We start from the raw sequence: 26,552 nt of genomic DNA, 5'->3' as shown, positions 1-26,552 counted from the left end.
TTGCCGCGGCAAAGAAAGTAGGTGCCGCCCCGCACAGGGGCAACCCTGGCAGACCACCACGAACACAAGGAAACGCCAAAACAGCAAGAACCGCAACAAACCCCAGGAGTGACTATTTCCAAACACTCGCAGAACCACTACCAAAACAGAAGCGCTAAAAAAAGCGCTCCATCGCTCATGCCCCCCGACGCCGCAGCCTCGCGGCAGCCCGAAGCGCTGGGCGCTCGACGAGGCAGTAAAAAATCCAGGCCACAGGCAACACGGCTAACGTGAAGCCGAACGAAGGCCAGATAGAGGTCTGCAGCGCCGAGCGGTACAACAACGAGCCCAGCAGCACAAATAGCGGCAAGTGGATCAGATACAGCGAATAGCTGAAGTCGCCGATCTTCGAGAACAGGGGAACGACGACCCCGCCGCCGTTGCCGTCGGCAGGACGCGCAAGCGCCTTGACGAGATAGCAGGCGAACGCGCACGCCCAGAGCTGAAACGCACCGTACTGGCCGAAATGAAACGCGGCGCAGCCGGCCACGGCGAGCAGCGCCGCGGCGGACCAGGCGAACGGAAAGCCGCGCGAGCCCCGCAACCGCGCTTCGGCGATCCAGGCGCCGAGGATCCACGAGAACCAGTACGAGGTGAAGACGATGATGTCGTGGCGCTGCAGCGTCAGTGCCGAAACGACGTTGATGGCCGCAATGCCGGCAATCACGGCAGGCAGGCCGAAGCGGCGGCGCAGCGCGAAGACGAGTGGATAGAGCAGGTAGAACTGCACTTCGAGCGAAAGCGTCCAGAGCGCGCCGTTCGAGCCATAGGTCTTGCCGGCCACGCCCTGCAGCGAAAACAGGTTGACGAGGAAGGAGAGCGGGCCGATATCGAGAATCTTGTGGCTGACCGGCTGCAACGTGAGGCTGATGGAGTCGGCCGCGAACGTGAGCAGCAGGGCGGCCAGCAGCACGGGATAGATACGCACGAAGCGGCGCAGCCAGAACTGGCGCGTATCGAGCCGAAAGCCGGGGTTGGCGAGCAGTCGCGCCGCGCCGCTGCGATGAATGCAATAACCGCTGATGACGAAAAAAATTGGCACGCCGGCCGATCCCCAGGCCACCGGTAGCGTGAGCCACGCGGCAATCGTGCCGGGATTCGCGAGGCTTGCATGCGAGGCGTGAAAGGCCTCCATGCCGACCCACGTGATCTGGCGGCAGTGGAAATAGGCTACGAGCAGTGCTGCAAAGCCTCGCAGCGCCTCGATCAGGTGCTCCCCGGCAAGCGCGCCCGCGGCGGGCTGCAAGGAGCGGGCCGGTTGAGCCGGCAGGATGGACGCGGGCGGCAGGGTGGTTTCGAGTGCGGGATCGCTCATCAGTATGCGGGATGTTCGGGTGTCCTCGCGATCTTAGGCGGGAAGCGCGGCGAAATTATGCAAAAGATTTTCAAAATGTATTCCTGCTTGCCTTTCGGTTGGCGATTTGAAAAATATCGAATGGCATAAAAAAATAGCGATGCGAAAAAGTCAGTTTATTTGTGGAATTTGTGATGCTAGTTTGGGAGCGCCTGCTTATGGTTGCTGGAGTCGCTGGAGAATTCGATGAACCTGCATTTGCTAGCCGGCGTAGCCGTGCTGTTGATCCTCGTCGCGGTGTCGGCCTACCGCGAAGCCTTGCGCAATGAGCCGATCCGGCGCGTGCGTGCGCGTTCGGGCAAGTTGCCCACCGCCGACGATGTCGAGTAGACTGCGCTCGTCGATATCGGATTTCATACGCGCGTCCATTCGTTGCTCGCCATCTGGATCAGGCAATTTCTGCCGATTATCCGCAGTAAATGGCAATAATTGCCGCCGATCCTTTTCAAATTCTTTATCCGGATTTCCTTGGCCTTTCATAATTGCCGGTAGAGGCCGGAAGCCGGACGAGTTCCCTATAAAAAATTCACTATCAGAACCCCCGGGGCCGCCGGACTCGCCATGTCGCGAGTCCGTCATTCAAACGATCGATCTGGGATAGAACATCATGTTGAAAGTCACCAAAGCGGTATTTCCTGTTGCGGGCCTCGGTACGCGCTTTTTGCCGGCGACCAAGGCCAGCCCGAAGGAAATGCTGCCGATCGTGGACAAGCCGCTGATCCAGTACGCGGTGGAAGAAGCCATCGCCGCGGGCATCACGGAGATGATTTTCGTGACGGGCCGCAGCAAGCGGGCGATCGAAGATCACTTCGACAAGTCCTACGAGATCGAGGCCGAACTCGAAGCACGCCGCAAGGACAAGCTGCTCGAACTCGTGCGCAGCATCAAGCCGAGCCATGTGGACTGCTTCTATGTACGCCAGGCCGAAGCGCTGGGTCTGGGCCACGCCGTGCTGTGCGCCGAGAAGCTCGTGGGCGGCGGGCCGTTTGCCGTGATTCTCGCCGACGACCTGCTCTACAGCCCCACGCCCGTCATGAAGCAGCTCGTGGACGTGTTCAATCACTATCACAGCTCGGTCGTGGGCGTGGAAACGATCGCGCGCGAGAACAGCGCGTCGTATGGCGTCGTGGATGGCCGCGAGTGGGAAGAGGACGTGTTCAAGCTCGCGGGCATCGTCGAAAAACCCGCGCCCGAGGTGGCGCCGTCGAATCTGGGGGTGGTGGGGCGCTATGTGCTGATGCCCACGATTTTCGATCATCTGCGCGCGCTCAAGCCCGGCGCCGGCGGCGAGCTGCAGCTCACCGACGCGATGCAGTCGCTTCTCACGGAAGAGCAGGTGCTCGCGTACCGTTACAAGGGCACGCGTTTCGATTGCGGCAGCAAGCTCGGCTACCTGAAAGCGACCGTCGAATTCGCGTTGCGGCACCCGGAAGTGAAGGACGAGTTCGAAGCGTATCTGCAGCAGCATCTTCCGGCGGCACTGGCCGCAGCGGCCTGACACAGTCGCGCAGCCGCGCTTGCGCCCGCAGGTGCGGCTCGCATTTTTGCACTGCGCCGTCCTCCGCTTCCGCCGCGCCTCTTCCGCCTCTGCGGCGCGTTGCCGGCGGGCGGCCGGTTCGCGTTCACGCCGACCGATTCGTTGTGTCGTCAGCCACGGTCTTTCTCCACTTCGCACTACACTGGGAAGCAGGAGCGAGGGCAATTGGTGCCGCCCCGGTTCCGGGAACGGCACGTGCTACGCGCGGCGGGCCGATGTGATGAACTGCCCGAAACGGAACGATTGCCCGGACCGAACATACGTCATGCGTAGTGACTCGATACCGGCGGTTCCGCGGCGCCCTGGCCTGCCCACGCCAGTCGCGCGCGGGAACGGCGGAGCCTGACTCAACCCGCGCGTGCCGGACCGCTGGAGGGCGCGTGCCAGAAACAAGGAGAACCGGCCATGACAAGGCATTCCCCGACAGGCAGCGACCAGCCCGCGCCGGCCGGCGCGACGTGCGTGGGCGCCTGCGATCCCGCTGATCGCTTCGACGTCGTGGTGGTGCTGCGGCGCCAGCAGGCCGAGGCTTTTCACCAACTGGTGGACAGCTTGACGGCCCGCGATCCGTCCGCGCAGCCGATCTCGCGCGAAGAATACGAACAGCGCTTCGGCGCCGCGCGCAAGGACATCGAGCGCGTCGAGCGCTTTGCTGCGGCGCACGGACTCACCGTCGTGAAGGCCGACCGCGCGGCGCACCGTGTCGTGCTTTCCGGCACGGTGCAGCAGTACAACGCGGCGTTTGGCGTCGACCTGCAGCACTTCGAGCACCGGATCGGCAAGTCCACCCGGCATTTCCGCCAACCGGGCAGTCCCGTGCGGATACCCGACGACGTTCGCGAGGTCGTCACGGCCGTGGTCGGTTTCGACAACCGCGAGAAAGCGCAGCCGCACTTCCGCATGATTTCGCCGATCCGTCCGCCAATCCGCGCAGCGCAGGCGGCGGGCGAATCGTTCACGCCGCTGCAGATCGCGCAGCTCTACGACTTTCCCCCCGGCGACGGCAAGGGCGAGTGCATCGCGCTCATCGAAATGGGCGGCGGCTACAGCGACGCCGATCTTCAGGACTACTTCAGTACGCTCGGCGTGCCGATGCCGACCGTGGAAGCCGTTCCGGTGGACGGTGCGGAGAACGCGCCCACGGGCGACCCGAACGGCCCCGACGGCGAAGTTACGCTCGACGTGGAAATTGCCGGCGCGCTAGCGCCCGCCGCGCTGATTGCCGTGTACTTCTCGCCGAACAGCGAAGCGGGCTTCGTCGACGGCGTAAGCGCGGCGCTGCACGACAGCACGCGCAAGCCTTCGGTCATTTCGATCAGTTGGGGCGCGCCGGAATCGGCCTGGTCGCAGCAGACCCTCGCCGCACTGAACGACGCGCTCGAAACCGCCGTCGCGCTGGGCGTGACGGTGTGCGCGGCGGCGGGCGACAGCGGGTCGTCGGATGGCGTGGGCGACGGCGCCGACCACGTGGACTTCCCGGCGTCGAGCCCGTACGCGCTGGGCTGCGGCGGCACGCACATTAAGGCGAGCGGACGGCAGATCGTGCGCGAGACCGTCTGGAACGACGGCAGCGGCGGCGCGACGGGGGGCGGCGTGAGCGCGACTTTCGCGCTGCCCGCCTGGCAAAAGGGCCTTTCGGTCGTGCGCCAGAACGGCGGCGCGGGCGCGCTCGTGCGGCGCGGCGTGCCCGATGTCGCGGCCGACGCGGACCCGGACTCGGGCTACGTGGTGCGCGTGGCCGGCACCGACACGGTGGTGGGCGGCACGAGCGCGGTGGCTCCGTTGTGGGCCGCCCTGATCGCGCGGGTGAACGCCGCGCGCGGCAAGCCGGTCGGCTTCGCCAACGCGCTGCTCTATGCGCAGCCGGCTGCGTTCAACGACATCACGAGCGGCAACAACGGCGACTATTCGGCCGGCCCGGGATGGGACGCGTGCACGGGGCTCGGCACGCCGGTGGGCACCAAGGTGGCTGGGGCGCTCGCATCGGCGTAGGATGAAGCGGCGCGCGCGGAGGCGCTGCCCTCCGCGCGATTCAAGGCGCATTCACGCTGCATCACGGCGTATCACGGCGTATCACGGCGTATCACGGCGTATCACGGCGTATCGGGAGCCAGGAGAAGACATGAACGATCACGCTTCATCCACGCACGGAAACCCGAGCGGCAACGGCAAGCATCGCGGTCCGGCGGACGTGCCGTGCTTCGATCCCACCGCCTACGGCATGGGCCCGGACGACTTCGTCACCGACATGACCGAGAATGCCGCGATCACGCACCACGCCATGGAACTAGGCGGCCAGGCGATCGCCTACACGGCGACGGCGGGGCACCTGGTGACCGTGGACCCCAGCAGCTCGCAGCCCAATGCGAAGATTTTCTACGTGGCGTTCACGAAGGACGGCGCAAGCGCGCAGGAGCGGCCCGTCACGTTCTTCTACAACGGCGGCCCGGGTTCTTCGTCGGTGTTCGTGCTGCTGGGCTCGTTCGCGCCCAAACGCATCAAGACCTCGATGCCGGGCTTCACGCCGCCTGCGCCCTATACGCTCGAAGACAATCCGGACAGTCTCCTCGACCGCAGCGACCTCGTGTTCGTCAATCCGGTGGGCACCGGCTATTCGGCGGCCATCGCGCCGCATCACAACCGCGACTTCTGGGGCGTCGACCAGGACGCCGACTCGCTCAAGCAGTTCGTCAAGCGCTATCTCACGGCGAACGACCGCTGGAATTCGCCGAAATTTCTCTACGGCGAGTCGTACGGCACGGCGCGCAGTTGCGTGCTTGCCTATCATCTGCACGAGGACGGCGTGGACCTCAACGGCATCACGCTGCAGTCGTCGATTCTCGACTACACCCAGAGCGGCAACCCGGTCGGCGCGCTGCCCACGGCGGCGGCCGACGCGTGGTATCACGACCGCCTCGGCGTGAGTCCGAAACCTGAGGACCTCCAGGCATTCGCGGCTCAGGTCGCGCAGTTCTCGCGCACGGACTACCGCGAGGCGCTCGCGAAGTTTCCCGATCCGAAGAATGCGGCGATCGCCGCGGCGCTCAAGACGCTGGCTCAATACACGGGCATCGATACGCAGACGCTCTCGTCATGGAACCTCGACATCGCCGCTTACGACAGCCGCGGCAATTCGCTCTTCCTCACCACGCTGCTCAAGGACAAGGGCGTGGCGCTGGGCTCCTATGACGGCCGCGTGACGGCCATCGACACGGGTATCGCCGGCAATGTCGATCCGAACGCGGGCGGCAACGATCCGACCATGACGGCCGTGAGCGGCGTCTACACGGCGATGTGGAACAGCTACCTCAACGAGCAACTGAAGTTCCGCTCGAACTCGTCGTTCACGGACCTCAACGACCAGGCGTTCCAGAACTGGAACTTCAGCCACATCGATCCCACCGGCGCGCAGAAGGGGGTGGACGCGCAAGGCAACGTGATCCTCTACACGGCCGGCGATCTGGCCGCCGTGATGGCGCTCAATCCTGACCTGCGCGTGCTCTCGGCGAACGGCTTCTACGATTTCGTCACGCCCTTCTACCAGACCGTGATCGACCTGCAGAAGATGCCGCTCGCCGACCAGAAGGTGCGCAACAACCTCAGCGCGCGCTTCTACCCGTCGGGGCACATGGTCTACCTCGACAATGCCTCGCGCACGGCGCTCAAGGGCGATCTGGCGAAGCTCTATCAGAGCGCGGTGGCGGACCGGCCGGCCGTCGCGCGCATCCGCGCCCTGCAGCGCATGCGGGCAATGAGCACGATGCAGCATTGACGCGCGCGCGGCTTCACGCCGCGTTCATGCCGCTTTTACGTCACGCGCTTCACGCCTCGTGGCCCTGCGCCATGGCCGCGAGGCAGGTGCGTGCGTCGCCGTTCACGATGCGCGCTGCGCAGGCGATCATCAGATTCTTCTGCAATCCAAAGTCTTCCACGAGAAAGCCGCGTTCGCATTGGCGTCCCTCGGGGCCGGGCTGCGACGGCACGCGCTCGATCAGCGTGCCCGCATCGGTCGTATAGGCCCAGATTTCCTTGCCCAGCGCCGCGGCAAAGCCGATTTCGAACGCCGTGCCCGAGTCGGGCTCGCCGGGGCCGCGGAAGTCGTCGACATTGGCCATCACGAGGTCGGCGCTGCGGATCGCCTCGAGGTTCGAGCGATAGATCCAGGCGGCCGCGCGCGGGCCGTCCAGGTCGGCGGGGACTGCGGCGTCGAGCGGGTAGACGCCCTCGAACCCGTATTCGGCGCAGGCCTCGCGCAGGCGCTCGCCGAATGCGCGGGCGTCGGGCCGGAACACGTCGAAGCCGGCGAGGTAGACGCGGGGGCGGGGCAGCAGAGCGTTCGTCATGGCGGGATCCTGGTTTTCCGGTGAAGGCCCGATGAACCGGTGGACCGACCAGAGGATTCTAGCCCGGCGCCGGGAGGCACGGCGGATCCGTCCCTGAAGGCCCTTCAGTTCGGGCCGCCGGGTGCCGATATAGCCGGCGGGCGGTAGTGTGGTGGGAAAGGCGAAGGCGGGAAGGCCGGCATAGACGGCCGGATACATCACATTTATGCTGATACCCGAAAACTGGTGCCAGTATCGATTCGTGCTGCCATTGCCATGCCCGTGGCAGAGAACAGCGAGCCGCCATACGTTGCCAGGCCCGTAACTTTATGCAGAGAGCATGATGAACGCCATGGCAGGATGGCTCCGCAATCTCAACCAGCGGATTGACGATACCTGGCACATGTCGGCCTGGAGCGCGCGCGCGGTCGGTGTGATCGGCACGATCGGACATCCGGTGTACTGGCTGTGGTGGACCTACGTCGACCCCAAGACCAACGAAAGCTTGACGATGCGCGCGATCGGCACGCTTGCCTGCGCGCTTTTGCTGTTGCGGCGTTTCTGGCCGGCCGCGACGGTGCGTTTTCAGCCCTGGTATTATTTCGTAACCGTAGCTTATACGCTGCCGTTTTTCTTCACGGTCTATCTCGTGACCAGCCACTATTCGATGGTCTGGTCCATGGCGGAAGTCGGGATGATGTTCTTCCTGATGGCCATCTTTCCTTCCTTCCTCGTGCTGGCGCTCAATCTGTCGATCGGCGTCGGTCTTGCGATCCTGTGGGCGTGGATTGCCGTGCCGGAGTCGTTGCGCGTCGACGCGCACCTGCTGCTGTATACCTATCTTCCGGTCTTCGCCTTCGGCATCGCCGCCGGCCTGTCGTTCAGCTACAGCAACATGATGGGCCTCACGGCGCAGGCGAAGAACGAGGCATTGCGGGCGCTGGCGGGCACGATTGCCCAGGAAATGCGCAATCCGCTCAGCCAGTTGCGGTACGTGCTGGACCGCGTCGAGGAAGCCCTCGCGACGACGGGAGGGTGGAGGTCGACGCCCGCGTTGCCGCCGGAAGGCGCCGTTGCGCTGTCGCGGCACCTCGCGCATGGACAGTTGGCGATCGACCGCGGGCTGAGGATCATCGCCATGGCGCTCGACGAGGTCCGCGCGAGGCCGCTGCGACCGGACAACTTCAGCTATGCAAGCGCCGCCGCGATCACGCGCAAGGCGCTGGAGGAATACGGTTTCGCCAACCGGAAGGAGCGCAGCCGCGTGCGGCTCGTGGTCATCGAGGATTTCACCTTCAAGGTCGACGAAACGGCCTGGCTTTTCACGCTGTTCAATCTGATCAGGAATGCGTTGCATCACATGGCCGCGCATCCCGAAGCGACGCTGACTCTGACCGTCGACCGGCAAAAGGTGATCGTGCACGACACGGGCCCCGGCATCGCACCGGAGCTCATGCCGCATCTGTTCGAGCCGTTCCGCACCCAGGGGGAGTCGGCGGGGGCGGGGCTCGGGCTCGCTTACTGTCAACGCGCGATGCGTTCCTTCGGCGGCACCATCGGCTGCCGTTCGGAGCCCGGCAAATACACGCAGTTCACGCTCGAATTCCCGCTCGTGGCCGAGAGCGAAATCGCAGCCTACCGGCAGCAGGTGCTCGCGCGGGCGGCGCATCATTTCGGCGGCAAGCGCATTCTGGTGGTGGACGACGACGCCAGCCGGCGCGCGCGGGTCGGCCACGCCTTGTCCGACGTGAACGCGGAGGTTGCGGAGGCCGGCGACGGCGAGCAGGCGCTGGCCTTGCTGCGGGAGGCGTCGCACTACGACGCGGTGCTGATGGACGTCGACATGCCGGGGCTGGACGGCTATGCCGCGACCGAAAAGCTGCGCGCCGAACGCGACTCGCCGAACCGCAACGTGCTGGTTGCGGGCTACGCGGCGGAACCCAACAGCCTTGCCCGCGTGCTGGCCCGCAGCGCGGGGATGGACGACACCATCGGCAAATCCTCGGGCATGGTGGAGTTGATCCATGCGCTCCAGATGCTCATGGAGAACGGCGACCGACACCATCGGACTCCGAAGTTTGGCGGCTTTGCCGGCAAAACGATTGTGGTCGCGGACGATGACACCTACAGCAGAATGGTCGCCAAGAGCTATCTGGAGCGATGCGGCGCCACCGTCGTGGAGGCGGAAAACGGGCAGGGCGTGCTGGCCCGCCTGCAGGCGGGCGGAACCATCGACGCCGTCGTGCTGGACATGAACATGCCCGGCATGGGCGGCGTGGAAACGGCGGCATGGCTGCGCGAGCGCTCGGACGTGTTCGGCCGGATGCCGATCGTCGCCATGACCGGCTACTCCGACATGGAGGCCGTGCGTTCGTGCCTCGCCGCGGGCATGAACGAGGTGATGATCAAGCCCGTGCGGGTCGGTGCGTTGTACGCCTGTCTCGCGCGGCAGTTCGCACTAGCGAGCGCCTCGCAGGCGCTGGAGCGGGAGGGCGTATCCGCTTCGTCTGCCGCGCGCGCCGGCATGTCTGTGCCCGACGGGCCGGACGATCTGCTCGACGAAGCGCAGCTCGAGGAACTGGCGTCGCTCGATATGCTGGACCAGTCGTTCGTCAACGGGATCGCGCAGATCAGGGTGCTATTGACGCAGTTGCCCGGGCAGGTCCGGGTGCGTGATCGACAAGCGGCGCAGGCGGCGTTGCATCGGCTTTTGGGCGTGAGCGGAAACATCGGCGCGAGAGCGCTGCACGCGTATGTGAAGCAGATCTATCCGCAGGTTCTGGACGGCCAATGGCCGGCGCAGATGGACTGGCCCGAACGCATGGTCGCGCTGGGAGCCCGCTCGGCCGACGCCTTGCAGCGGTATTTCGACACGGCCACGACCACGGCCATACGCGATCAGCGCGACGTAACGAGCGGCGACTGATCCGCGTCCGGGCGCTCCGGCTCCGGCGCGGGCGTCCGGGCCTCGGCTGCGCCGAAGCCCAGCGTGACGGTCGTGCCATCACCCGGCACGGAGTCGATGCGCAGGCTGCCGCCGAACGACCGCATGATGCGGTCGCAGAAGACCATGCCCATGCCATGGCCGCCGTCCTCGGCATGCGTGGTGACGGGATCGCGCAGCAGGCGCGCGCTGACCGCCGGAGCGATGCCGGGCCCGTTGTCGCGAAACCGGATCTGAGGTTCGGCGTCCGTCGACACCTCGATCGTCAGGCGTGGCGCGGCGACGTCGGCCAGCGCGCGCAACGCATTGGCCAGCAGCGAGGACAGCACGAGCGCGACGCAATTGGGCATGACCCGCACGGCAAAATCGGCGTCTGCGTTCACCGTGATCCAGTCGCGCTGGGCGGCGGAAAGCGGATAGGTGTCGAGCACGGCCGCAATCAGCCGCGTGGCGTCGACGTTTCGCGCGCCGTCGCGCGAAAGGGACTGCACGCCGCTGTCGCGGTGCAGGGTGGTCCAGAACGACGAAATCAATGCCAGGCAGTACTGCGTGTTGGACAGCATGGACGCGGCGGCATGAGCGATCCGGTCCTGCTGTTGCGGATCGTTCTCTCCGGCCGGGTCGTTGCCGATCGACTGCGCGAAGAGAGCGATCGTGGCCAGCGGGGTATTGAGCTCGTGAACGAGAAAAGCGAGCGTTTCGTCCATGGCCTGCAATTGCCGGCGGCGCGTTTCGCGCTCCGTGTACCGGGCGATCGCCAGTTGCAACACGTCCTGAACCGTTTTCCTGCGCAACGGTTTTTCGAGGATGCGGAATGCGTTGCCCGTGTTCACGGTCTGCAGCAGCATGTCCTTGTCCGCGTAGGCCGTCACGAGTATGCGCACGATTTGCGGATAGTGCCGCGCCACCTCGTGCAGCAGCGCGTCGCCGTCCCGGACCGGCATGCGGAAGTCGGTGACGAGCACGGCAATTTCCGCGCCGTGTTCGCCGAGGATGGCGAGAGCTTCTTCAACGTCCCGCGCGAGATGCACGGGATGGCGTCCCTCCACGGCACGTGCGAAATGGATACGGGAAATCTCGTCGTCGTCGACGAACAGAACCGAGAGCGGGCGTGGCGTGGCGGAGGTCATCGCGTGATAGTAGCGCAATCCGCCTGTCACCGGCGCGCGTCGCCGGCGTTCCGCCGGTATTCGATACCGGGTGAAACTGGCGCTGTGCGATGCGTTTCGCGTCGACCGTGCCGGCGGTCCTCAGAGCCTCACGACCTCGCCGTCCTCGTGGGGGTCGTCGAGCGCGGAGATGTCGGGCGATTCGAGCATCGGATTGTGATGCAGGATGAGCGCCGCGCCGGCGCCGACCAGGCCCGCGCCCGCGAGGCACAGCAGGCCCGCGCCGAAGCCGCCCGTGCTGTCCTTGATCCAGCCCATCGCGTAGGGGCCGAAGAAGCCCGCGAGATTGCCGAGCGAGTTGACGGCGGCAATGCCGCCGGCGGCGGCCGCGCCGGAGAGGAACGCGGCCGGCAGCGTCCAGATCACGGGCAGGCAGCCGAAGATGCCGAAGCCGGCGATGGAGAGCGCGAGCATCTTCAGGACCGGATTGTCGAGCCCGGCCGAAGCGCCGATGCCGAGCGCCGCAACGGTCAGGGCAATGGCGACGTGGCGCTTGCGCTCGAGCCGCCGGTCCGAATGGCGGCCCCACAGCACCATCGAAATGACGCCGACCGCGTAAGGCAGCGACGTGACGAAGCCGGTCTGCAGATTCGTGAGGCCGAACGACTTGACGATCTGCGGCAGGAAAAAGCTCAGGCCGTAATTGGTTGCGTTCGCCCCGAAATAGATGAGGGCCACGGCGAGCACGCGCGGATTGATCAGCGCCTCCATCACGCTGAACGTATGCACCGCTTCGCGATGGCGGCGCTCCTGCGCCTGGCGCGCGACGAGCCAGTCACGCTCGTCGTCGGCGAGCCAGCGCGCGTCGGCGGGCTTGTCGGTCAGATAAAACAGCACCACGAACGAGAGCACGAGCGCGGGTATCGCTTCGAGCAGATAGACCCACTGCCAGCCCGCCAGGCCCTCTTTGCCGTCCAGCGAGAGCAGCGAGCCCGAAACGGGGGCGCCTATCACCGTCGAGAGCGGAATGGCGGCCATGAAATAGCCCACTACGCGCGCCCGGTATTTCGCGGGAAACCAGAGCGTGAGCAGGAAGATGATGCCGGGGAAGAAGCCGGCCTCGGCGATGCCGAGCAGGATCCGCAAGGCGTAGAACACATGGGCGTTCGAGGCGCCGCTCCAGCTCGCGAGTTGCGGAATGAAAGCCATCGCGCCGGCGATGATGCCCCACGTGAACATGATCCGCGCGATCCACCGCCGCGCGCCGAAGCGTTCCAGCAGCAGGTTGGACGGCACTTCGAAGAAGAAGTAGGCGATGAAGAAGATGCCTGCGCCGAAGCCGAACGCGCTCGCGGAGAGGTCGAGCGCCTTGTTCATCTGCAGGGCGGCGAAACCGACGTTGACCCGATCGAGATAGGCGACGAAGTAGCAAACGATCAGGAACGGCACGAGGCGCGCGCTCACGCGCGTCATGGTGCGGGTTTCGAGCTCCATGGATGTCTCCTCCGGCGGCCGGCCGCGCCCATGCGTCGGTCACGGACCTGTCCGTTTGGTGTGGTAAAAGACTAGTCCGTCACGGCGCGTTGCGAAAGATCGGGGGACATCGGCCCACATAGTGGAACGCGGCGGCGTTCAGAGCATGCGGCGCAGCACGCCGTTGCGCGCAATGAACTGATGCTTGACGACCGCGAGGACGTGGAGTGCGACGAGCGCCGCGAGCAGCGCGCAACTGGCGCGGTGGACGACGAAAAGGGTTTCGGTGAGCGGGCCTTGCGCGAACGGCGTGGGGATTTCGACGAGACCGAAGAACGAATAACCGTTGGGGACCATCAGGAAGCCGCTGGCCAGCGCGGCAAAAATCGTCAGGTACAGCAGAGCGTGCACGAGGTGCGCCACGGCCCGCTGGGCGCGGGGGATGCCGGGCAGCGCGCGCGGCCTGGCTCGCACGAAGGTCCAGCCCAGTCGCAGCGGAAAGAGCGCGATGAGCACCGTCGTGATCGACATGTTCAGTTGCGAGAGCCATTCCCGCCCCGGGCCGGCCGGCAGGTGGGCCAGCGTGTAGCCGGCAATGCTCGCGTAAATGATGCCGGCGGCGAAGATCCAATGAAAAAAGCGCGCAATGACATCGTAACGGTCCGGATCTCCCCCGCGCGGCAGGCGGCGGGCGCGGCTTGCCTCGCTCGTCTCGGGGCCGGTGAGCCGGGCGATTGCGTTGCCGGCGCCGTTCTGGGCAGATCGTACCGCTTGCGGCATGGAGCCTTCCTCGAACAATAAGGGTAATAATGATAATCAAAATCATTTACAAATTTCTTGCACGGGGATGCTTTCTCGCCGCCGTTGTGCTGCCGCTGCCGGCCGCCGCCCAGGTGGCCCAGCCGACGCTGGACAAGATCCGGGACGCAAACTTCATGGCCATTGGCTATCGCGAGGCGTCGGTGCCGTTTTCCTACCTGGACGCACGCAATGACGTGATCGGCTTTTCGCAGGACATCTGCAGCAAGGTGATCGACGCCGTGAAGGCGAAGATCGGCCGGCCCGGCCTGCAGGTGCGCTTCATTCCAGTCACTTCGCAGAACCGCATTCCGCTCGTGCAGAACGGCACGGTGGACCTGGAATGCGGCGTGTCCACCAACGTGAGAGCGCGCCAGACCCAGGTGGCGTTTTCCGATACGTTCTTCATCGCCACCACGCGGCTGCTTACGCGCAAGGATTCGGGCATCCGCGACTTCCCGGACCTCGCGGGCAAGACCGTGCTGACGAACCAGGGCACGACGTCCGAGCGCATCCTGCGCCGCATGAACCAGCAGAAGCACATGGGCATGCGCATCATCAGCGCGAAGGACTATGGCGACGGTCGCGCGGCGCTCGAATCGGGCCGCGCGGCCGCCTACATGATGGACGACGTGTTGCTGGCGGGCACGCGCTCGCTCACGGCGAACCCGTCCGACTGGGTGATCGTGGGCACGCCGCAGTCGTCGGAGGCCTATGGCTTCATGATGCGCAACGGCGATCCGGCGTTCAGGCAGCTCGTGAACGAGACGCTGGGCGGCCTCATGAAAAGCGGCGCCATGGCATCGCTCTATACGAAGTGGTTCGAGAAGCCGGTGCCGCCGAAAGGCATCGACTTCGACTTCCCGATGAGCGCGCAACTGCGCGCGCTGTACGCGGCGCCGAACGATCGGGCGTTCGATTAGCGCGTCTCGCTTCCCGGCACGGCCAGGACCGTTCCGGGTCTTTCCGGGCCTGTCAGGCGGCGGCGCGTGCGAACCATGAGATGATCGCGTTCCTGGCGCAGCGGAGTGGCGGCGCCGGGCGGCGATGACTTCGACCCGGCACGGACCGGGTTCGGGCCCGATCGGGGATCGCCGCAATCGATCGAGACAACGAACAGGCTGGACTGGTCATCGAGGCCAGGCAGGCCCAGGCAGGCAGAAGGGAGCGAATATGGAAGGGGCCAGCAGCACAGTGGTGATCGTCGGGGCGGGGCATGCGGGCGGCAACGCCGCGGCGCTCCTGCGGCAATACGGCTTCGAAGGGCGGATCGTGCTGATGGGCGCCGAGCCCGTGCCGCCCTATCATCGTCCGCCGCTCAGCAAGGCCTATCTGAAGGGCGAGGCCGACGTCGAGCGGCTCTGGCTCAAGCCGCGCGCGTTCTACGACGACAACCGCATCGAGCTGGCGCTCGGCGCGGCGGCACAGACGCTCGACCGCGCGGGCAAGACGATCGCGCTCGCCGACGGCAGCGCGCTCGCGTACGACAAGCTCATTCTCGCGACGGGTTCGGTGCCGCGCGCGCTGGCGATTCCCGGTCACGACCTGCACGGCGTGGTGGCGCTGCGTTCGCTCGCCGACGCCGACGTGCTGCGCGAGCGCGTGCAGCCCGGCGAGAAACTCGTGGTGATCGGCGCGGGCTACATCGGCCTTGAAGCGGCGGCGGCAGCGCGCCAGCTCGGCCATGACGTGACGGTGCTCGAAGCGGCGCCGCGCGTGCTCGGGCGCGTGACGGGCGAGACGGTTTCGGCGTTCTATGCGAACGAGCATCGTGCGCAAGGCGTCGACCTGCGGCTCGGCGCGCGCATCGAGGCGCTGGTGGGCGAGGGCGGGAAGCTCACGGGCGTGAAGCTGGCGAGCGGCGAGGTCGTGCCGGCCACGCTCGCGCTCGTCGGAATCGGCATCGCGCCGAACGTGACGCTCGCGCAGCAGGCGGGCCTCGTCTGCGAGAACGGCGTGCAGGTGGACGACGACGCGCGCACCGCCGATCCGGACATCTACGCCATCGGCGACTGCGCGAGCCGGCCGCTCTCGCACTACGGCCGCACGGGGCGGCTCGAAAGCGTGCACAACGCCGTCGAACAAGCGAAGCTAGCGGCGGCGTCCATCGTGGGCAAGGCGCGCCCGGCATGCGACGCGCCGTGGTTCTGGTCGGATCAGTACGATCTCAAGCTGCAGACGGTCGGCCTCCTCGAAGGCTACGACGAGACGGTCGTGCGCGGCGACCCGGCGGCGCGGCGTTTCGCGGTTTACTACCTGAAGAACCGTGTGCTGCTCGCGGTCGATGCCGTCGGTTCGATGCCCGATTTCCTCTGCGGCAAGAAGCTCGTGGGCTCGGGCAAGACGCTCGACGTGGACGCGTTGCGCGATCCGGCTACCGATATCGGCAAGTTCGCGGCGGCAGCGCTGGCGTGAGCGGGCAGGCCGGGCCCAGGAGACATGGCCCGGTCGCTTCTAACGGGTGAAACTGACTTGTTCAACTGGTCATAATCGGCTAGCATAATGACTATGGTCACATGACTATGGGGAAATCATGGAGGGCAAGCAGGTCTCGAAGTCCGAATTCAAGGCAAAGGCGCTGGAATTCTTCCGGCAGGTCGAGGCGTCCGGCGAGAGCGTGGTCGTGACCGATCACGGCAAGCCGGCGCTGGAAATCCGGCCATACCGCGGCAGCGACCGCCACCCGCTCGACGTGCTGCGCGGTTCGGTCGTTCGCTACGTCGATCCCACGGCGCCGGTGGATGTGGCGTGGGAGGCCGCGGAGTGATCGTTCTGGATACGCATGTTCTGGTCTGGTGGGTCAACGGCGACAACTTGCTGAGTCCGAAAGCGCGGCGGGCGATCGAGCGCGAGCTGGATGGCGGTCAGATCGTGATCTCGTCCCTATCCGCGTGGGAGATTGCCATGCTTGTGGAGCGCGAGAAGCTCGTGCTCTCGATGGACGTCGATAGCTGGCTGGGCACGGTCGCGCAAATCGACGCGGTACATTTCATTCCCGTGGACGTTGAAATTGGCCTGAAGTCCGTGGCGCTGCCGGGTGAATTTCACAAGGACCCGGCCGATCGCATGATCGTGGCAACGGCGCGCAGACTGGCCGCTCCGCTCGTGACGCGCGACGAAAAAATCCTTGCGTACAAGCATGTCAAGACCATCTGGTAACGGGGCGAGAGCAGGCGGCGTGGCCCCGCTTTCCGCTCCGTCGTTGCTCTCCGTTTCTTCGCCGGCCCCGCGCAGGAGCCCCGCTTGAGCGCGCGCGAACTCCCCACCGGACTGATGCTCGTGCATGGCAATCAGCCCGAGCGCCTGCGCGACCTGATCGTGCAATGGATCCGCGAGAACCCGATCGGGCCGCTCGAAAAAGAAGTGATGCTCGTGCAGAGCAACGGCATCGCGCAGTGGCTCAAGCTCGCCTTCGCCGCGGACCCGGCCGAGGGCGGCTGCGGCATCGCGGCCGCCCTCGAAATGTCGCTGCCCTCGCGCTTTCTCTGGCAGGCCTATCGCGCGGTGCTGGGTCCGGACGCCGTGCCGGCCGTTTCCCCCTTCGACAAGTCGCGGCTCACCTGGCGGCTCATGCGCCTCCTGCCGGCGCTGCTCGACGAGCCGGGCTACGCGCCGCTCAAGCGCTTCATGGCGCGCGACGACGACCAGAAGAAACGCTTTCAGCTTGCCGAGCGCGTGGCCGATCTGTTCGACCAATACCAGGTCTATCGCGCCGACTGGCTCGCCGCATGGGCCGCACACGAGGACGTGCTGATCGACGCGCGCAGCCAGCGCACGCCGCTGCCCGACGACGCGCGCTGGCAGGCGGCGCTGTGGCGCGCGCTGCTCGACGATGTCGGCGCTGGAGCGCCGGGCGTGGTGGGTGTGGTGGGTGTGGCGGGCGAGGCGGGCGTGGCGGGCGTGGCGGGCGTGGCGGGCGAGGTCGACGCGCGGCGCACGGGCCGCGCGGCCGTGCACGAGGCCTTCATGCCGGTCGCGCAAGACTGGCGTGAGGGCGATGCGAGGCCTCGTGGACTGCCGCGCCGCCTCGTTGTATTCGGCATTTCAAGCCTGCCGCGCCAGTCGGTGGAGGTGCTCGCCGCGCTCGCGCGCTGGACCCAGGTGCTGATGTGCGTGCACAACCCGTGCATGCACTACTGGGCCGATATCGTCGCCGACAAGGACCTGCTGCGCGCAAGCCACGCGCGCCAGCGGCGCCGCCCGAACGCGCCCGCCGCGCTCGACGAGTCGGTGCTGCATCTGCACGCCCAGCCGTTGCTGGCGGCATGGGGCAAGCAGGGCCGCGACTTCATCGGCCTGCTCGACGAGTACGACAGCGACGAGGCGCGCGCGAGCTATGCCGCGCATTTCACGCGCATCGGCCAGCGCATCGACCTGTTCGACGGCGCCGACCCGCTCAGCTTGCTGCAGCAGTTGCAGGACGATATCCGCGACCTGCGGCCGCTTGGCGAGACGCAAACGCACTGGGACGAAGTCGATCCCGAAGCCGACGAATCGATCCGCTTTCACGTCGCGCACAGCGCGCAGCGCGAGGTGGAAATCCTGCACGACCGGCTGCTCGCCGCGTTCGCCGCCGACCCGACGCTGCGGCCGCGCGACGTGATCGTGATGGTGCCGGACATCGAGGTCTATACGCCGCACATCCAGGCCGTGTTCGGGCTTTCCGATGCCGACGATCCGCGCCATATCCCGTTCAGCATCGCCGACCGCGCGCAGCGCGCGTTCGATCCGCTGATTGGCGCGCTGGAGATGCTGCTCGCGCTGCCGTATGCGCGCGTGAGCGTGAGCGACGTGCTCGACCTGCTCGAAGTGCCCGCGGTGCGCGCGCGCTTCGGCATCGACGTCGAGGACTTGCCGACGCTGCACAACTGGATCGACGGCGCGAACATCCGCTGGGGCCTGCACGCGGAGCAGCGCGCGAGCCTCGGCCTGCCGCCGGCCGAGGAACCTGGCGCGCCGAATAGCTGGGCCTTCGGGCTGCGGCGCATGCTGCTCGGCTACGCCGTTGGCGACCGTGCGGGTGCCTGGCGCGGCATCGAACCGTATGCGCAGATCGGCGGTCTCGACGCCGCGCTGCTCGGCCCGCTCACGCGCCTCGTGGACGCGCTCGATGCCGCCTGGCAGACGCTGCGCGAGCCCGCGACGGTCGAGGTCTGGTGCGAGCGGCTGCGCGCGCTCAAGACGACTTTCTTCGACGCGGGCGACGGCGAGGACGCCTACACGCTGGAGCGTCTCGACGCCGCGCTCGAAACGTGGCGCGACGCCTGCGCCGAAGCCCGGCTCGCAGACCCGCTGCCGCTCGCGATCGTGGCCGAAAACTGGCTGGGCGTGCTCGAGGGCGGCGGCCTGCAGCAGCGCTTCTTCGCGGGCGCCGTGACCTTCGCGACGCTGATGCCGATGCGCGCGATCCCGTTTCGCCACGTCTGTCTGCTGGGCATGAACGACGGCGACTATCCGCGCAGCCGCACGCCGCTCGACTTCGACCTTATGCGCCGCGACTATCGTCCGGGCGATCGCTCGCGCCGCGAGGACGACCGCTATCTGTTTCTCGAAGCCTTGCTTTCGGCGCGCGACCATCTGCATGTTTCGTGGATCGGGCGCAGCGTGACCGACAACACGGAGCGGCCGCCCTCGGTGCTGGTGGCGCAGTTGCGCGATCATCTGAAGGCGGGCTGGCGGCTGGCGGGCGCGAAGTCCGGCGAGCCCGATGCGCTGCTGGATGCCCTGACGATCGAGCATCGCCTGCAGCCGTTCAGCGCCGACTATTTCCCGGCGCGGGGCCACGTCTCGCGCCTCTATACCTACGCGCACGAGTGGAGCCGGCCCGCGCCGCTGCCGCGCGCAGCCATGGAGGCGAGCGTGCCCGCGCTGGCGCCGGCCGAGCGCGACGAGCCGCTCACGATAGGGGAACTGGCCGAATTCCTGCGCGATCCGGTGCGCAGCTTCTTTCGCCAGCGCCTGCGCGTGGCGCTGGAGACCACGGACGCGGCGAGCGAGAACCACGAGCCGTTCGACGTGGACGCGCTGAAGGCCTGGCAACTGCAGGGCGAGTTGATCCGCGCGCAGGTGGCGGCGATGGAGCGTGGCGAGGCCGATCTCGAACCCGCGGCGCTCGCGCGACTGGAGCGCATGCATCGCGGCGGCGATCTGGTGACGGGCGGCTTCGGCGAGGTGATCGGCGAGGAACTGCTCCAGCCGATGGCGGAGCTCTTCACGGAATACCGCAAGGCGCTGGCGCGTTGGCCCGAGCCGCTCGAACATCACTATGAGGTGCGCCTCGATGCGGGCGAACGCGGTCGCAACCTCGCGCTTGCCGACTGGCTCGACGACTTGCGCGCGGGACCGGACGGCTCGCACGGCCGCGTGATCCTCGACGCGGGCACGCTCGTGAAGGACAACAAGTATCGCGGCGACCGGCTCGTGGCGTACTGGGTCGCGCACGTTGCCGCGCAACTGGCCGCGGGCGAGGTGACGACCGTCATCGTGAGCAAGGTCGGCGTGGCCGAGTTCGCGCCGGTTGCGCCCGAACTCGCGCGCGACTATCTGATCGCCCTGATGCGCGCCTGGGACGAAGGCACGCGCAGGCCGTTGCCGTTGGCGCTCAAGACGGCATTCGCGTGGCTGCGCAGGCTGCCCGAGGCCTTCGACGGCAGCCGGAGCGCGGTGCCGCCGGAAGCCTGGGAGGCTGCGCGCGCCGCGTTCGAGGGCGCCGTGCACGCGCGGGGCGAGCGCGAGACGAACCCCTATCTGCGTCGCGCGTTCCCCGACTTCGACACACTCGCCGCCCAAGACGAGTTCATCGCGCTGGCGGCCTCGCTGCTGCTGCCCGTGCAGCGCGCGCCGCTGGCCGGCTCGCGCGCGAGGCGCGGAAGCGGCGGGAGCGTGGGGGGCGACGAGAGCGGCAAGCAGACAAAGGCCCCGGCAGGAGAGACCGCATGAGCCCGGCAACCGACATCGCCGCCGGCGTGCAGGACCTCAAGCCCTTGCGCTTTCCGCTGTCCGGCAGCCGCCTGATCGAGGCGAGCGCGGGCACCGGCAAGACCTTCACGATCGCTATGCTCTACGTGCGCCTCGTGCTCGGCCACGGCGAAGACCTGGCCACGGACGAGGGCGCGCGCGCGTTCACGCCGCCCGAGATTCTCGTCGTCACATTCACGGACGCGGCAACCAAGGAACTGCGCGAACGGATCCGCGCGCGGCTCGCCGAAGCGGCCCAGGTTTTCCGCGCGGACCCGGACGAGGAGGCATTTGACGAAGGAGGCGGCGACCTCCTGCACGAACTGCGCGACAGCTACGCGCGCGAACAGTGGCCCGCCTGCGCACGCCGGCTGGAACTGGCGGCGGAATGGATGGACGAGTCGGCCGTTTCGACGATCCACGGCTGGTGCAACCGCATGCTGAGCGAGCACGCGTTCGACAGCGACAGCCTCTTTTCGCAGACGCTCGAAACCGACCAGACCGAACTGCGAGCGGAGGTGGTGCGCGACTACTGGCGCACGTTCATGGCGCCGCTCGATGCACAGTGCGCGCAGGAGGTGCGCGCGTGGTTCGCGAGCCCGGACGCGCTGCAGCCAGCCATACGCGGCCTGCTGGCGCACGCGGACCTGCTGCCCGATGCGCCGGAACCCGTTGCGGCACTGCTCGAAGCCCGCACGCAGGCGCGCACGGCCCTCGATGCACTGAAGGCGCCGTGGCGCGAGTGGATCGACGAGGTGAAGGCGTTGCTCGACGCGGCGCGTGCGAAGAACCAGTTCGACGCGCGCAAACTGAACACGCGCAACTGCGAGACGTGGATCGAGAAACTGCGGACCTGGGCGCACGATCCCGACATCGAGCATCCGGGTTTCGACGAAAAGGCCGCCGTGTGGACGCGCCTCACGCCCGCAGGCCTCGCGGAGATCTGGAAGCCGGGCAGCGCGCCGCCCGCGCATCCGGCCTTCGCGGCGATGGAAACGCTGCGCGAAGCGCTCGCCTCGCGCCCCGACGCGCGCGAGGCGCTGCTCTGTCATGCGGCGCGCTGGGTCGCGCGGCGCTTCGAGGAAGAGCAGGCGCGCCGCTCGCAGATGGGCTTCGACGATCTGCTCACACGCCTGCTTGCGGCCCTGAAGCAGGAGAACGGCCCGCGCCTCGCGGAAATCATCCGCCGGCAATACCCGGTGGCGCTCATCGACGAGTTCCAGGACACCGACCCGGTGCAGTACGAGATCTTCGACCGGGTCTATCGCATCGGGGAAAACGATCCGGGGACGGCGATCGTCCTGATCGGCGATCCGAAGCAGGCCATCTATGCGTTCCGCGGCGCCGACATCTATACCTACCTGCGCGCGCGGCGTGCATGCGAAGGGCGGCTCTACACGCTCAAGAAGAACTTCCGTTCGACGCGTGCGATGGTGGCGGCGGTCAATCGCTGCTTCGACGCCGCCGAGCAACGGCGCGAAGGCAGCGGTGCGTTTTTGTTTCGCAATGCAGAGGAAAACCACAACGCGCTGCCGTTCGTCGAAGCCGAGGCGAACGGCTTGCCCGAAACCTTCGTGGCGGATGGCGTCGACCCTGCCGCATTGAACGTCTGGTGGTTGCCGCCGGCGGACGACGGCAAGCCGCTCGGCAAGACGGCCTACTTTGCCGCCATGGCGCAGAGCTGCGCGAGCGGCATGGTGCGCCTGCTCAACCTCGGGCAGGCGGGGGCGGCGGGCTTTGCGGGAGAGCGCGGCTTGCGGGCCCTGCAGCCTTCCGACATGGCGGTGCTCGTGAACAACCGCGGTGAGGCGCAAGCGATCCGCGAGGCGCTCGCCGCGCGCGGCGTGCGCAGCGTGTATCTCTCCGACCGCGATTCCGTGTACCAGACGCCAGAAGCCGAGGATCTGCGCTACTGGCTGGCCGCCTGCGCCGAGCCCGACGACGGGCGCCTCGTGCGCACGGCGCTCGCGAGTTCGGTGCTGGGCCTTCGCTGGGACGAGCTCGACGCGCTTTCCCGCGACGAAATCGCCTGGGAGGCGCGCGTGCTGCAGTTTCGCGGCTATCGCGACTGCTGGCGCAGAAAGGGCGTGCTGCCGATGCTGCGGCGCCTGCTCAACGACTTCCACGTGCCGCAGCGGTTGCTGGCCGAGGCCGGCCACGGCGAGCGCGCGCTCACGAACTTGCTGCACCTCGCCGAACTGCTCCAGCAAGCCAGCACGCAGCTCGACGGCGAGCATGCGCTGATCCGCTATCTCGACGAGCAGCGCGAGGACGAAAGCGCGGGGGGCGGCGGGGACGCGCGCCAACTGCGGCTGGAGAGCGATGCCGCGCTCGTGCAGGTGGTCACGATCCACAAGTCGAAGGGGCTCGAATATCCGCTGGTGTTCCTGCCGTTCGCGTGCGCGTACCGCGCGGTCAAGCCCGACGACGTGCCCTTCAAGTGGCACGATGAAAGCGGCGCGTTGCGCGTGATGCTCGAAGCCGATGCGCACGTGCTGCATCAAGCCGATCGCGAACGTCTCGGCGAGGACCTGCGCAAGCTCTATGTGGCGCTCACGCGCGCGCGCTACGCGACGTGGGTGGGCTATGCGCCGCTGGCGGGCGTGGAGGCGAGCGCATTCGGTTATCTGGCGGGCGGCGGCGCGCCGCTGCCGGCCGAGGAAACCGGGGCGCGGCTGGAAGCGCTGCGCGGCGCCTGCGAGGATATCGAGGTCGCGCCTGCACCGGAACCTCAGAGCGAAATCTTCGCCATGCGCGGGCCCGCGGCGGAGCGCGGGCCCGCGCGCGTATTTCCCATGCGCGAGCGGGAACGCTGGTGGATCGCGAGCTATTCGAGCCTGAAGACGGTGGAAGCGGCCCCGGGCGCGGCACCCGGCACGGACGGGAGCGATGGCGCGCGCGCAGCGCCCGACACGCGCGGCGAGGACGTGTTCCTCGAACTGCTCGAAGCAGGCGCGCCGCCGGATGAAGAGGCGGACTTCGCGCCGGCCGCTGCACCGGTTATCGCGCCCGCAGGCGACACCTTGCACGGCTTCGAGCGAGGCGCGGATGCCGGCAGCTTCCTGCACGACTTGATGGAATGGGCGGCGAACGAAGGTTTTTCCGTAATTGCACAGGATCCCGAAGCAGTGCACGACCAGGTCGCGCGCCGCTGCAACGTGCGCGGCTGGTCGCGCTGGATCGAGCCGCTCACGCAATGGCTGCTGCATCTGGTCAGGACGCCATTGCATCTGCCGCCGCGGGAGAGCGGGAGCGTGACGCCGGTCACGTTCGAGAAGCTGGACGCGTACATGGCCGAAATGGAGTTCTGGGTGGCGGCGCATCGCGTGGATACGCTGGCGCTCGATGCGCTCGTGACCGCGATGACGCTCGACGGCGCAGCGCGTCCCGCGCTGGATGCCGCGCGCCTGAACGGCATGCTCAAGGGCTTCATGGACCTCGTCTTCGAGCACGAGGGCCGCTACTACGTGGCCGACTACAAATCGAACTGGCTCGGTCCCGACGATGCCGCCTACACGGCGGAACGCATGCGCGCGCAGATTCTGCATTCGCGCTATGAACTGCAGTACGTGCTGTATCTGTTCGCGCTGCACCGGCTGCTGCGGGCCCGGCTGCCCGATTACGACTATGACCGACATGTGGGCGGCGCGGTGTATCTCTTCCTGCGCGGCGCCCATGCGCCGGGACAGGGGCTGCATTTCGAGCGGCCGCCGCGCGAGCTGATCGAGCGGCTCGACGCGCTCTTTGCACAGCATGACGCCGTAGAGGATGTGGCATGACGAAGCGACGCACGAAAGACACCATCGGCGTCACCGGCGACCTGTTCGCGCAGCTCGAACTGGAGGATGCCGCGAACCTCGCGCCGCCGCCGGCCGCCGGCCATGAAGGTAGCGCCGGCACCGCGGCGCGCGCGCATGCGGCGCGAGAATCGACGGCCCGGATGCTGGAGGTGCTCGAGGGCTGGGTCGAGCGCGGCTGGCTTCGCTCGCTCGACGGCGCGTTCGTGCGCTTTCTGCGGACCGAGGCGCCCGAGGCGACGCCGCTCCTGCTGCTGGCCGCCGCGCTCGCGAGTCACCAGCTTGGGCGCGGGCACGTTTGCCTCGACCTGCAGGCGACGCTCGACGATCCCGCGTTCGCGCTTTCGCTGCCGCCAGACGGTCCGCAGCCGGCCGGGGCCGAGCTGCCGCCGTCGCCGGCCGAGATACTCGCGGGCGTAACGCTCGCGCAGTGGTGCGAGGCGCTGGGCGTTGCCGGCGTGGTGGACACGGAGGGCGTTTCCGGCGGTGATACTCCGCTCGTGATGACGGGCACGCGCCTCTACTTGCGGCGCTATTGGCAGTACGAACAGGACGTGCGCGTGGGCATCGAGAAACGGCTCGCACGCGGTGCGCAACTCGAAGCCGCCTTGCCTCCCGGCGCGGCCCGCACGGCGCTCGATGCCTTGTTCGGGCCGCGCGATGGCGAGCAGGCGGCGCGCCGCGCGGACTGGCAGAAGCTCGCCTGCGCGCTCGCGGCCCGTAGCGCGTTCAGCATCGTCACGGGCGGCCCCGGCACCGGCAAGACCACGACCGTCGTGAGGCTGCTCGCGCTGCTGCAGACGCTCGCGCTGGGCGCAGCGAACGCGCGGCCACTGCGCATCCGCCTCGCGGCGCCCACGGGCAAGGCCGCGGCGCGGCTCAACGAATCGATCGCGGGCGCCGTGGAGCGGTTGCCATTCGCGGCGCTACCCAATGGCGAAGCGCTGCGCGCGGCCATCCCCAAGGTGGTCGCGACGCTGCACCGCGTATTGGGCACGCGGCCCGGCACGCGGCGCTTTCGCCACGACGCCGCCAATCCGCTGCCTGTCGACGTGCTCGTGATCGACGAGGCGTCGATGGTCGATCTGGAGATGATGGCCGCCGTGCTCGACGCGCTGCCGCCGGGCGCGCGCCTCATCCTGCTCGGCGACAAGGACCAGCTGGCGTCGGTGGAGGCGGGCGCGGTGCTCGGCGAGCTGTGCGACCGTGCCCGCGAAGGCCACTACACCGAGGCCACGCGCACCTGGCTCGAAGCGGCCACAGGCGAGCGCATCGACGCCGCCATGCTCGACGCGCAGGGTCTGCCGCTCGACCAGGCCGTGGCGATGCTGCGCGAGAGCCATCGCTTCGCGGCCGACAGCGGCATCGGCGCACTGGCGGAACTCGTCAACGTGGGCGATGCGGTGGGCGTTGCGAAGGTCTGGTCACGCGGCTATGCCGATCTGGCGCGCCTCGCCTGCTCGACGGCCGACGACGGATCGTTCGCCGCGCTGATCGTCGACGGTCTCGCCGGGGATCGCGCGGCGGCGCCCGACGCGCGGCGGCGCGGCTATCGCCGCTATCTGGAGACGATGTGCGCCACGCAGCCCGCGCCCGGCGCCTCGCCCGAGGCGCTTGCGCAATGGGCCGCGGGCGTGCTGAAGGCGCATGGCGAGTTTCAACTGTTGTGCGCCCTGCGGCGCGGCGCGTGGGGTGTCGAAGGGCTCAACCGGCGCGTTGCGCGCTTGTTGCAGGCGCAGAATCTGATCGATCCGCGCGGCGACTGGTACGCCGGGCGGCCTGTGCTCGTCACGCACAACGACTACGAACTGGGGCTCATGAACGGCGACATCGGCATTGCGCTCGCGCTGCCGGTGGAGGCCGGCGCGCAGCCCGTGCTGCGCGTGGCGTTCCCGGCCGGCGACGGAGCGGGCAGCGTGAAATGGGTGTCGCCGAGCCGGCTGCAGGGCGTGGAAACGGTATTCGCGCTGACCGTGCACAAGTCGCAGGGCTCGGAGTTCGCGCACGCGGCGCTCGTGCTGCCCGACACGTACAGTCCGATCCTCACGCGCGAGCTCGTGTACACCGGCATTACGCGCGCGCGGACGTTCTTTACGCTCGCGGTGCCCGAAGGCCGGTCGGTGCTGGAGCGCGCGGTGCACGCGAAGGTGCGGCGCGCGAGCGGCCTGCTGGCGGGGCTCGCGCGCGATGCGGCTGGCGGGGCCGGCGCGGTCGGCGCTTAG

At 67.6% G+C, this 26,552-nt stretch carries 17 protein-coding genes; 12 read left to right on the top strand and 5 right to left on the bottom strand.

Annotated features, from left to right (window positions below; all coding sequences use genetic code 11):
* Positions 1–175: 175 nt before the first annotated feature.
* On the bottom strand, positions 176–1,354 hold the full coding sequence (locus V8683_RS18335) for an acyltransferase family protein (RefSeq protein WP_411190692.1): 1,179 nt from the start codon (positions 1,352–1,354) through the stop codon (positions 176–178).
* 225 nt (positions 1,355–1,579) lie between these two features.
* On the opposite strand from V8683_RS18335, the gene V8683_RS18330 reads away from it, so the two are divergent.
* From V8683_RS18330 to V8683_RS18315, 4 genes are all read left to right on the top strand, one after another.
* Positions 1,580–1,723: a hypothetical protein gene (locus V8683_RS18330; protein ID WP_169740115.1), complete on the top strand. Its 144-nt coding sequence runs from the start codon at positions 1,580–1,582 to the stop codon at positions 1,721–1,723.
* 277 nt (positions 1,724–2,000) lie between these two features.
* Complete coding sequence (gene galU, locus V8683_RS18325; RefSeq protein WP_411190693.1) at positions 2,001–2,891, top strand: UTP--glucose-1-phosphate uridylyltransferase GalU; 891 nt, start codon at positions 2,001–2,003, stop codon at positions 2,889–2,891.
* A gap of 444 nt (positions 2,892–3,335) precedes the next feature.
* Positions 3,336–4,922 (top strand): S53 family peptidase, encoded by a 1,587-nt coding sequence (locus tag V8683_RS18320; protein WP_411190694.1) that lies wholly within the window; start codon positions 3,336–3,338, stop codon positions 4,920–4,922.
* A 130-nt stretch (positions 4,923–5,052) separates the two neighbouring features.
* Positions 5,053–6,702, top strand: coding sequence for a S10 family peptidase (locus tag V8683_RS18315; protein ID WP_411190696.1), 1,650 nt, complete (start codon positions 5,053–5,055; stop codon positions 6,700–6,702).
* 49 nt (positions 6,703–6,751) lie between these two features.
* Here the strand turns inward: V8683_RS18315 and V8683_RS18310 are convergent, their stop codons facing one another.
* The gene (locus V8683_RS18310; RefSeq protein WP_411190697.1) at positions 6,752–7,273 is read right to left on the bottom strand and encodes a nucleoside 2-deoxyribosyltransferase; all 522 of its coding nucleotides are present in this window, start codon (positions 7,271–7,273) and stop codon (positions 6,752–6,754) included.
* A gap of 322 nt (positions 7,274–7,595) precedes the next feature.
* On the opposite strand from V8683_RS18310, the gene V8683_RS18305 reads away from it, so the two are divergent.
* On the top strand, positions 7,596–10,178 hold the full coding sequence (locus tag V8683_RS18305) for a response regulator (protein ID WP_411192476.1): 2,583 nt from the start codon (positions 7,596–7,598) through the stop codon (positions 10,176–10,178).
* On the opposite strand, the gene V8683_RS18300 is transcribed toward V8683_RS18305, so the two are convergent.
* The 3 genes from V8683_RS18300 to V8683_RS18290 form a co-directional block, all read right to left on the bottom strand.
* Positions 10,151–11,326: a hybrid sensor histidine kinase/response regulator gene (locus V8683_RS18300; protein WP_411192477.1), complete on the bottom strand. Its 1,176-nt coding sequence runs from the start codon at positions 11,324–11,326 to the stop codon at positions 10,151–10,153. The two genes, V8683_RS18305 and V8683_RS18300, sit on opposite strands and share 28 nt — an antisense overlap.
* A 120-nt stretch (positions 11,327–11,446) precedes the next feature.
* On the bottom strand, positions 11,447–12,799 hold the full coding sequence (locus V8683_RS18295) for an MFS transporter (protein ID WP_411190698.1): 1,353 nt from the start codon (positions 12,797–12,799) through the stop codon (positions 11,447–11,449).
* Between the two features lie 138 nt (positions 12,800–12,937).
* Positions 12,938–13,558 carry a cytochrome b gene (locus V8683_RS18290; protein WP_411190700.1) on the bottom strand — a complete coding sequence of 207 codons (621 nt, stop codon included), beginning with the start codon at positions 13,556–13,558 and terminating at the stop codon, positions 12,938–12,940.
* A gap of 29 nt (positions 13,559–13,587) precedes the next feature.
* On the opposite strand from V8683_RS18290, the gene V8683_RS18285 reads away from it, so the two are divergent.
* The 7 genes from V8683_RS18285 (at position 13,588) to recD (ending at position 26,552) form a co-directional block, all read left to right on the top strand.
* Positions 13,588–14,499, top strand: coding sequence for a transporter substrate-binding domain-containing protein (locus V8683_RS18285; RefSeq protein WP_411190701.1), 912 nt, complete (start codon positions 13,588–13,590; stop codon positions 14,497–14,499).
* Positions 14,500–14,749: 250 nt separating this feature from the next.
* The gene (locus V8683_RS18280; protein ID WP_411190702.1) at positions 14,750–15,991 is read left to right on the top strand and encodes an NAD(P)/FAD-dependent oxidoreductase; all 1,242 of its coding nucleotides are present in this window, start codon (positions 14,750–14,752) and stop codon (positions 15,989–15,991) included.
* 118 nt (positions 15,992–16,109) lie between these two features.
* Positions 16,110–16,343 carry a type II toxin-antitoxin system Phd/YefM family antitoxin gene (locus tag V8683_RS18275; RefSeq protein WP_411190703.1) on the top strand — a complete coding sequence of 78 codons (234 nt, stop codon included), beginning with the start codon at positions 16,110–16,112 and terminating at the stop codon, positions 16,341–16,343.
* Entirely contained in the window at positions 16,340–16,735 is a 396-nt protein-coding gene (locus V8683_RS18270) for a type II toxin-antitoxin system VapC family toxin (protein WP_411190704.1), read from the top strand. The genes V8683_RS18275 and V8683_RS18270 overlap by 4 nt, the downstream gene beginning before the upstream one ends.
* Before the next feature lie 84 nt (positions 16,736–16,819).
* Entirely contained in the window at positions 16,820–20,515 is a 3,696-nt protein-coding gene (recC, locus tag V8683_RS18265) for an exodeoxyribonuclease V subunit gamma (protein ID WP_411190705.1), read from the top strand.
* Entirely contained in the window at positions 20,512–24,312 is a 3,801-nt protein-coding gene (gene recB, locus V8683_RS18260; protein ID WP_411190706.1) for an exodeoxyribonuclease V subunit beta, read from the top strand. Before recC ends, recB begins: the two co-directional genes overlap by 4 nt.
* Positions 24,309–26,552 (top strand): exodeoxyribonuclease V subunit alpha, encoded by a 2,244-nt coding sequence (recD, locus tag V8683_RS18255; RefSeq protein WP_411190708.1) that lies wholly within the window; start codon positions 24,309–24,311, stop codon positions 26,550–26,552. The genes recB and recD overlap by 4 nt, the downstream gene beginning before the upstream one ends.

It is taken from the genome of Paraburkholderia sp. AV2 (assembly GCF_054968425.1).
This window is presented reverse-complemented; position numbering and strand designations above follow the sequence as displayed.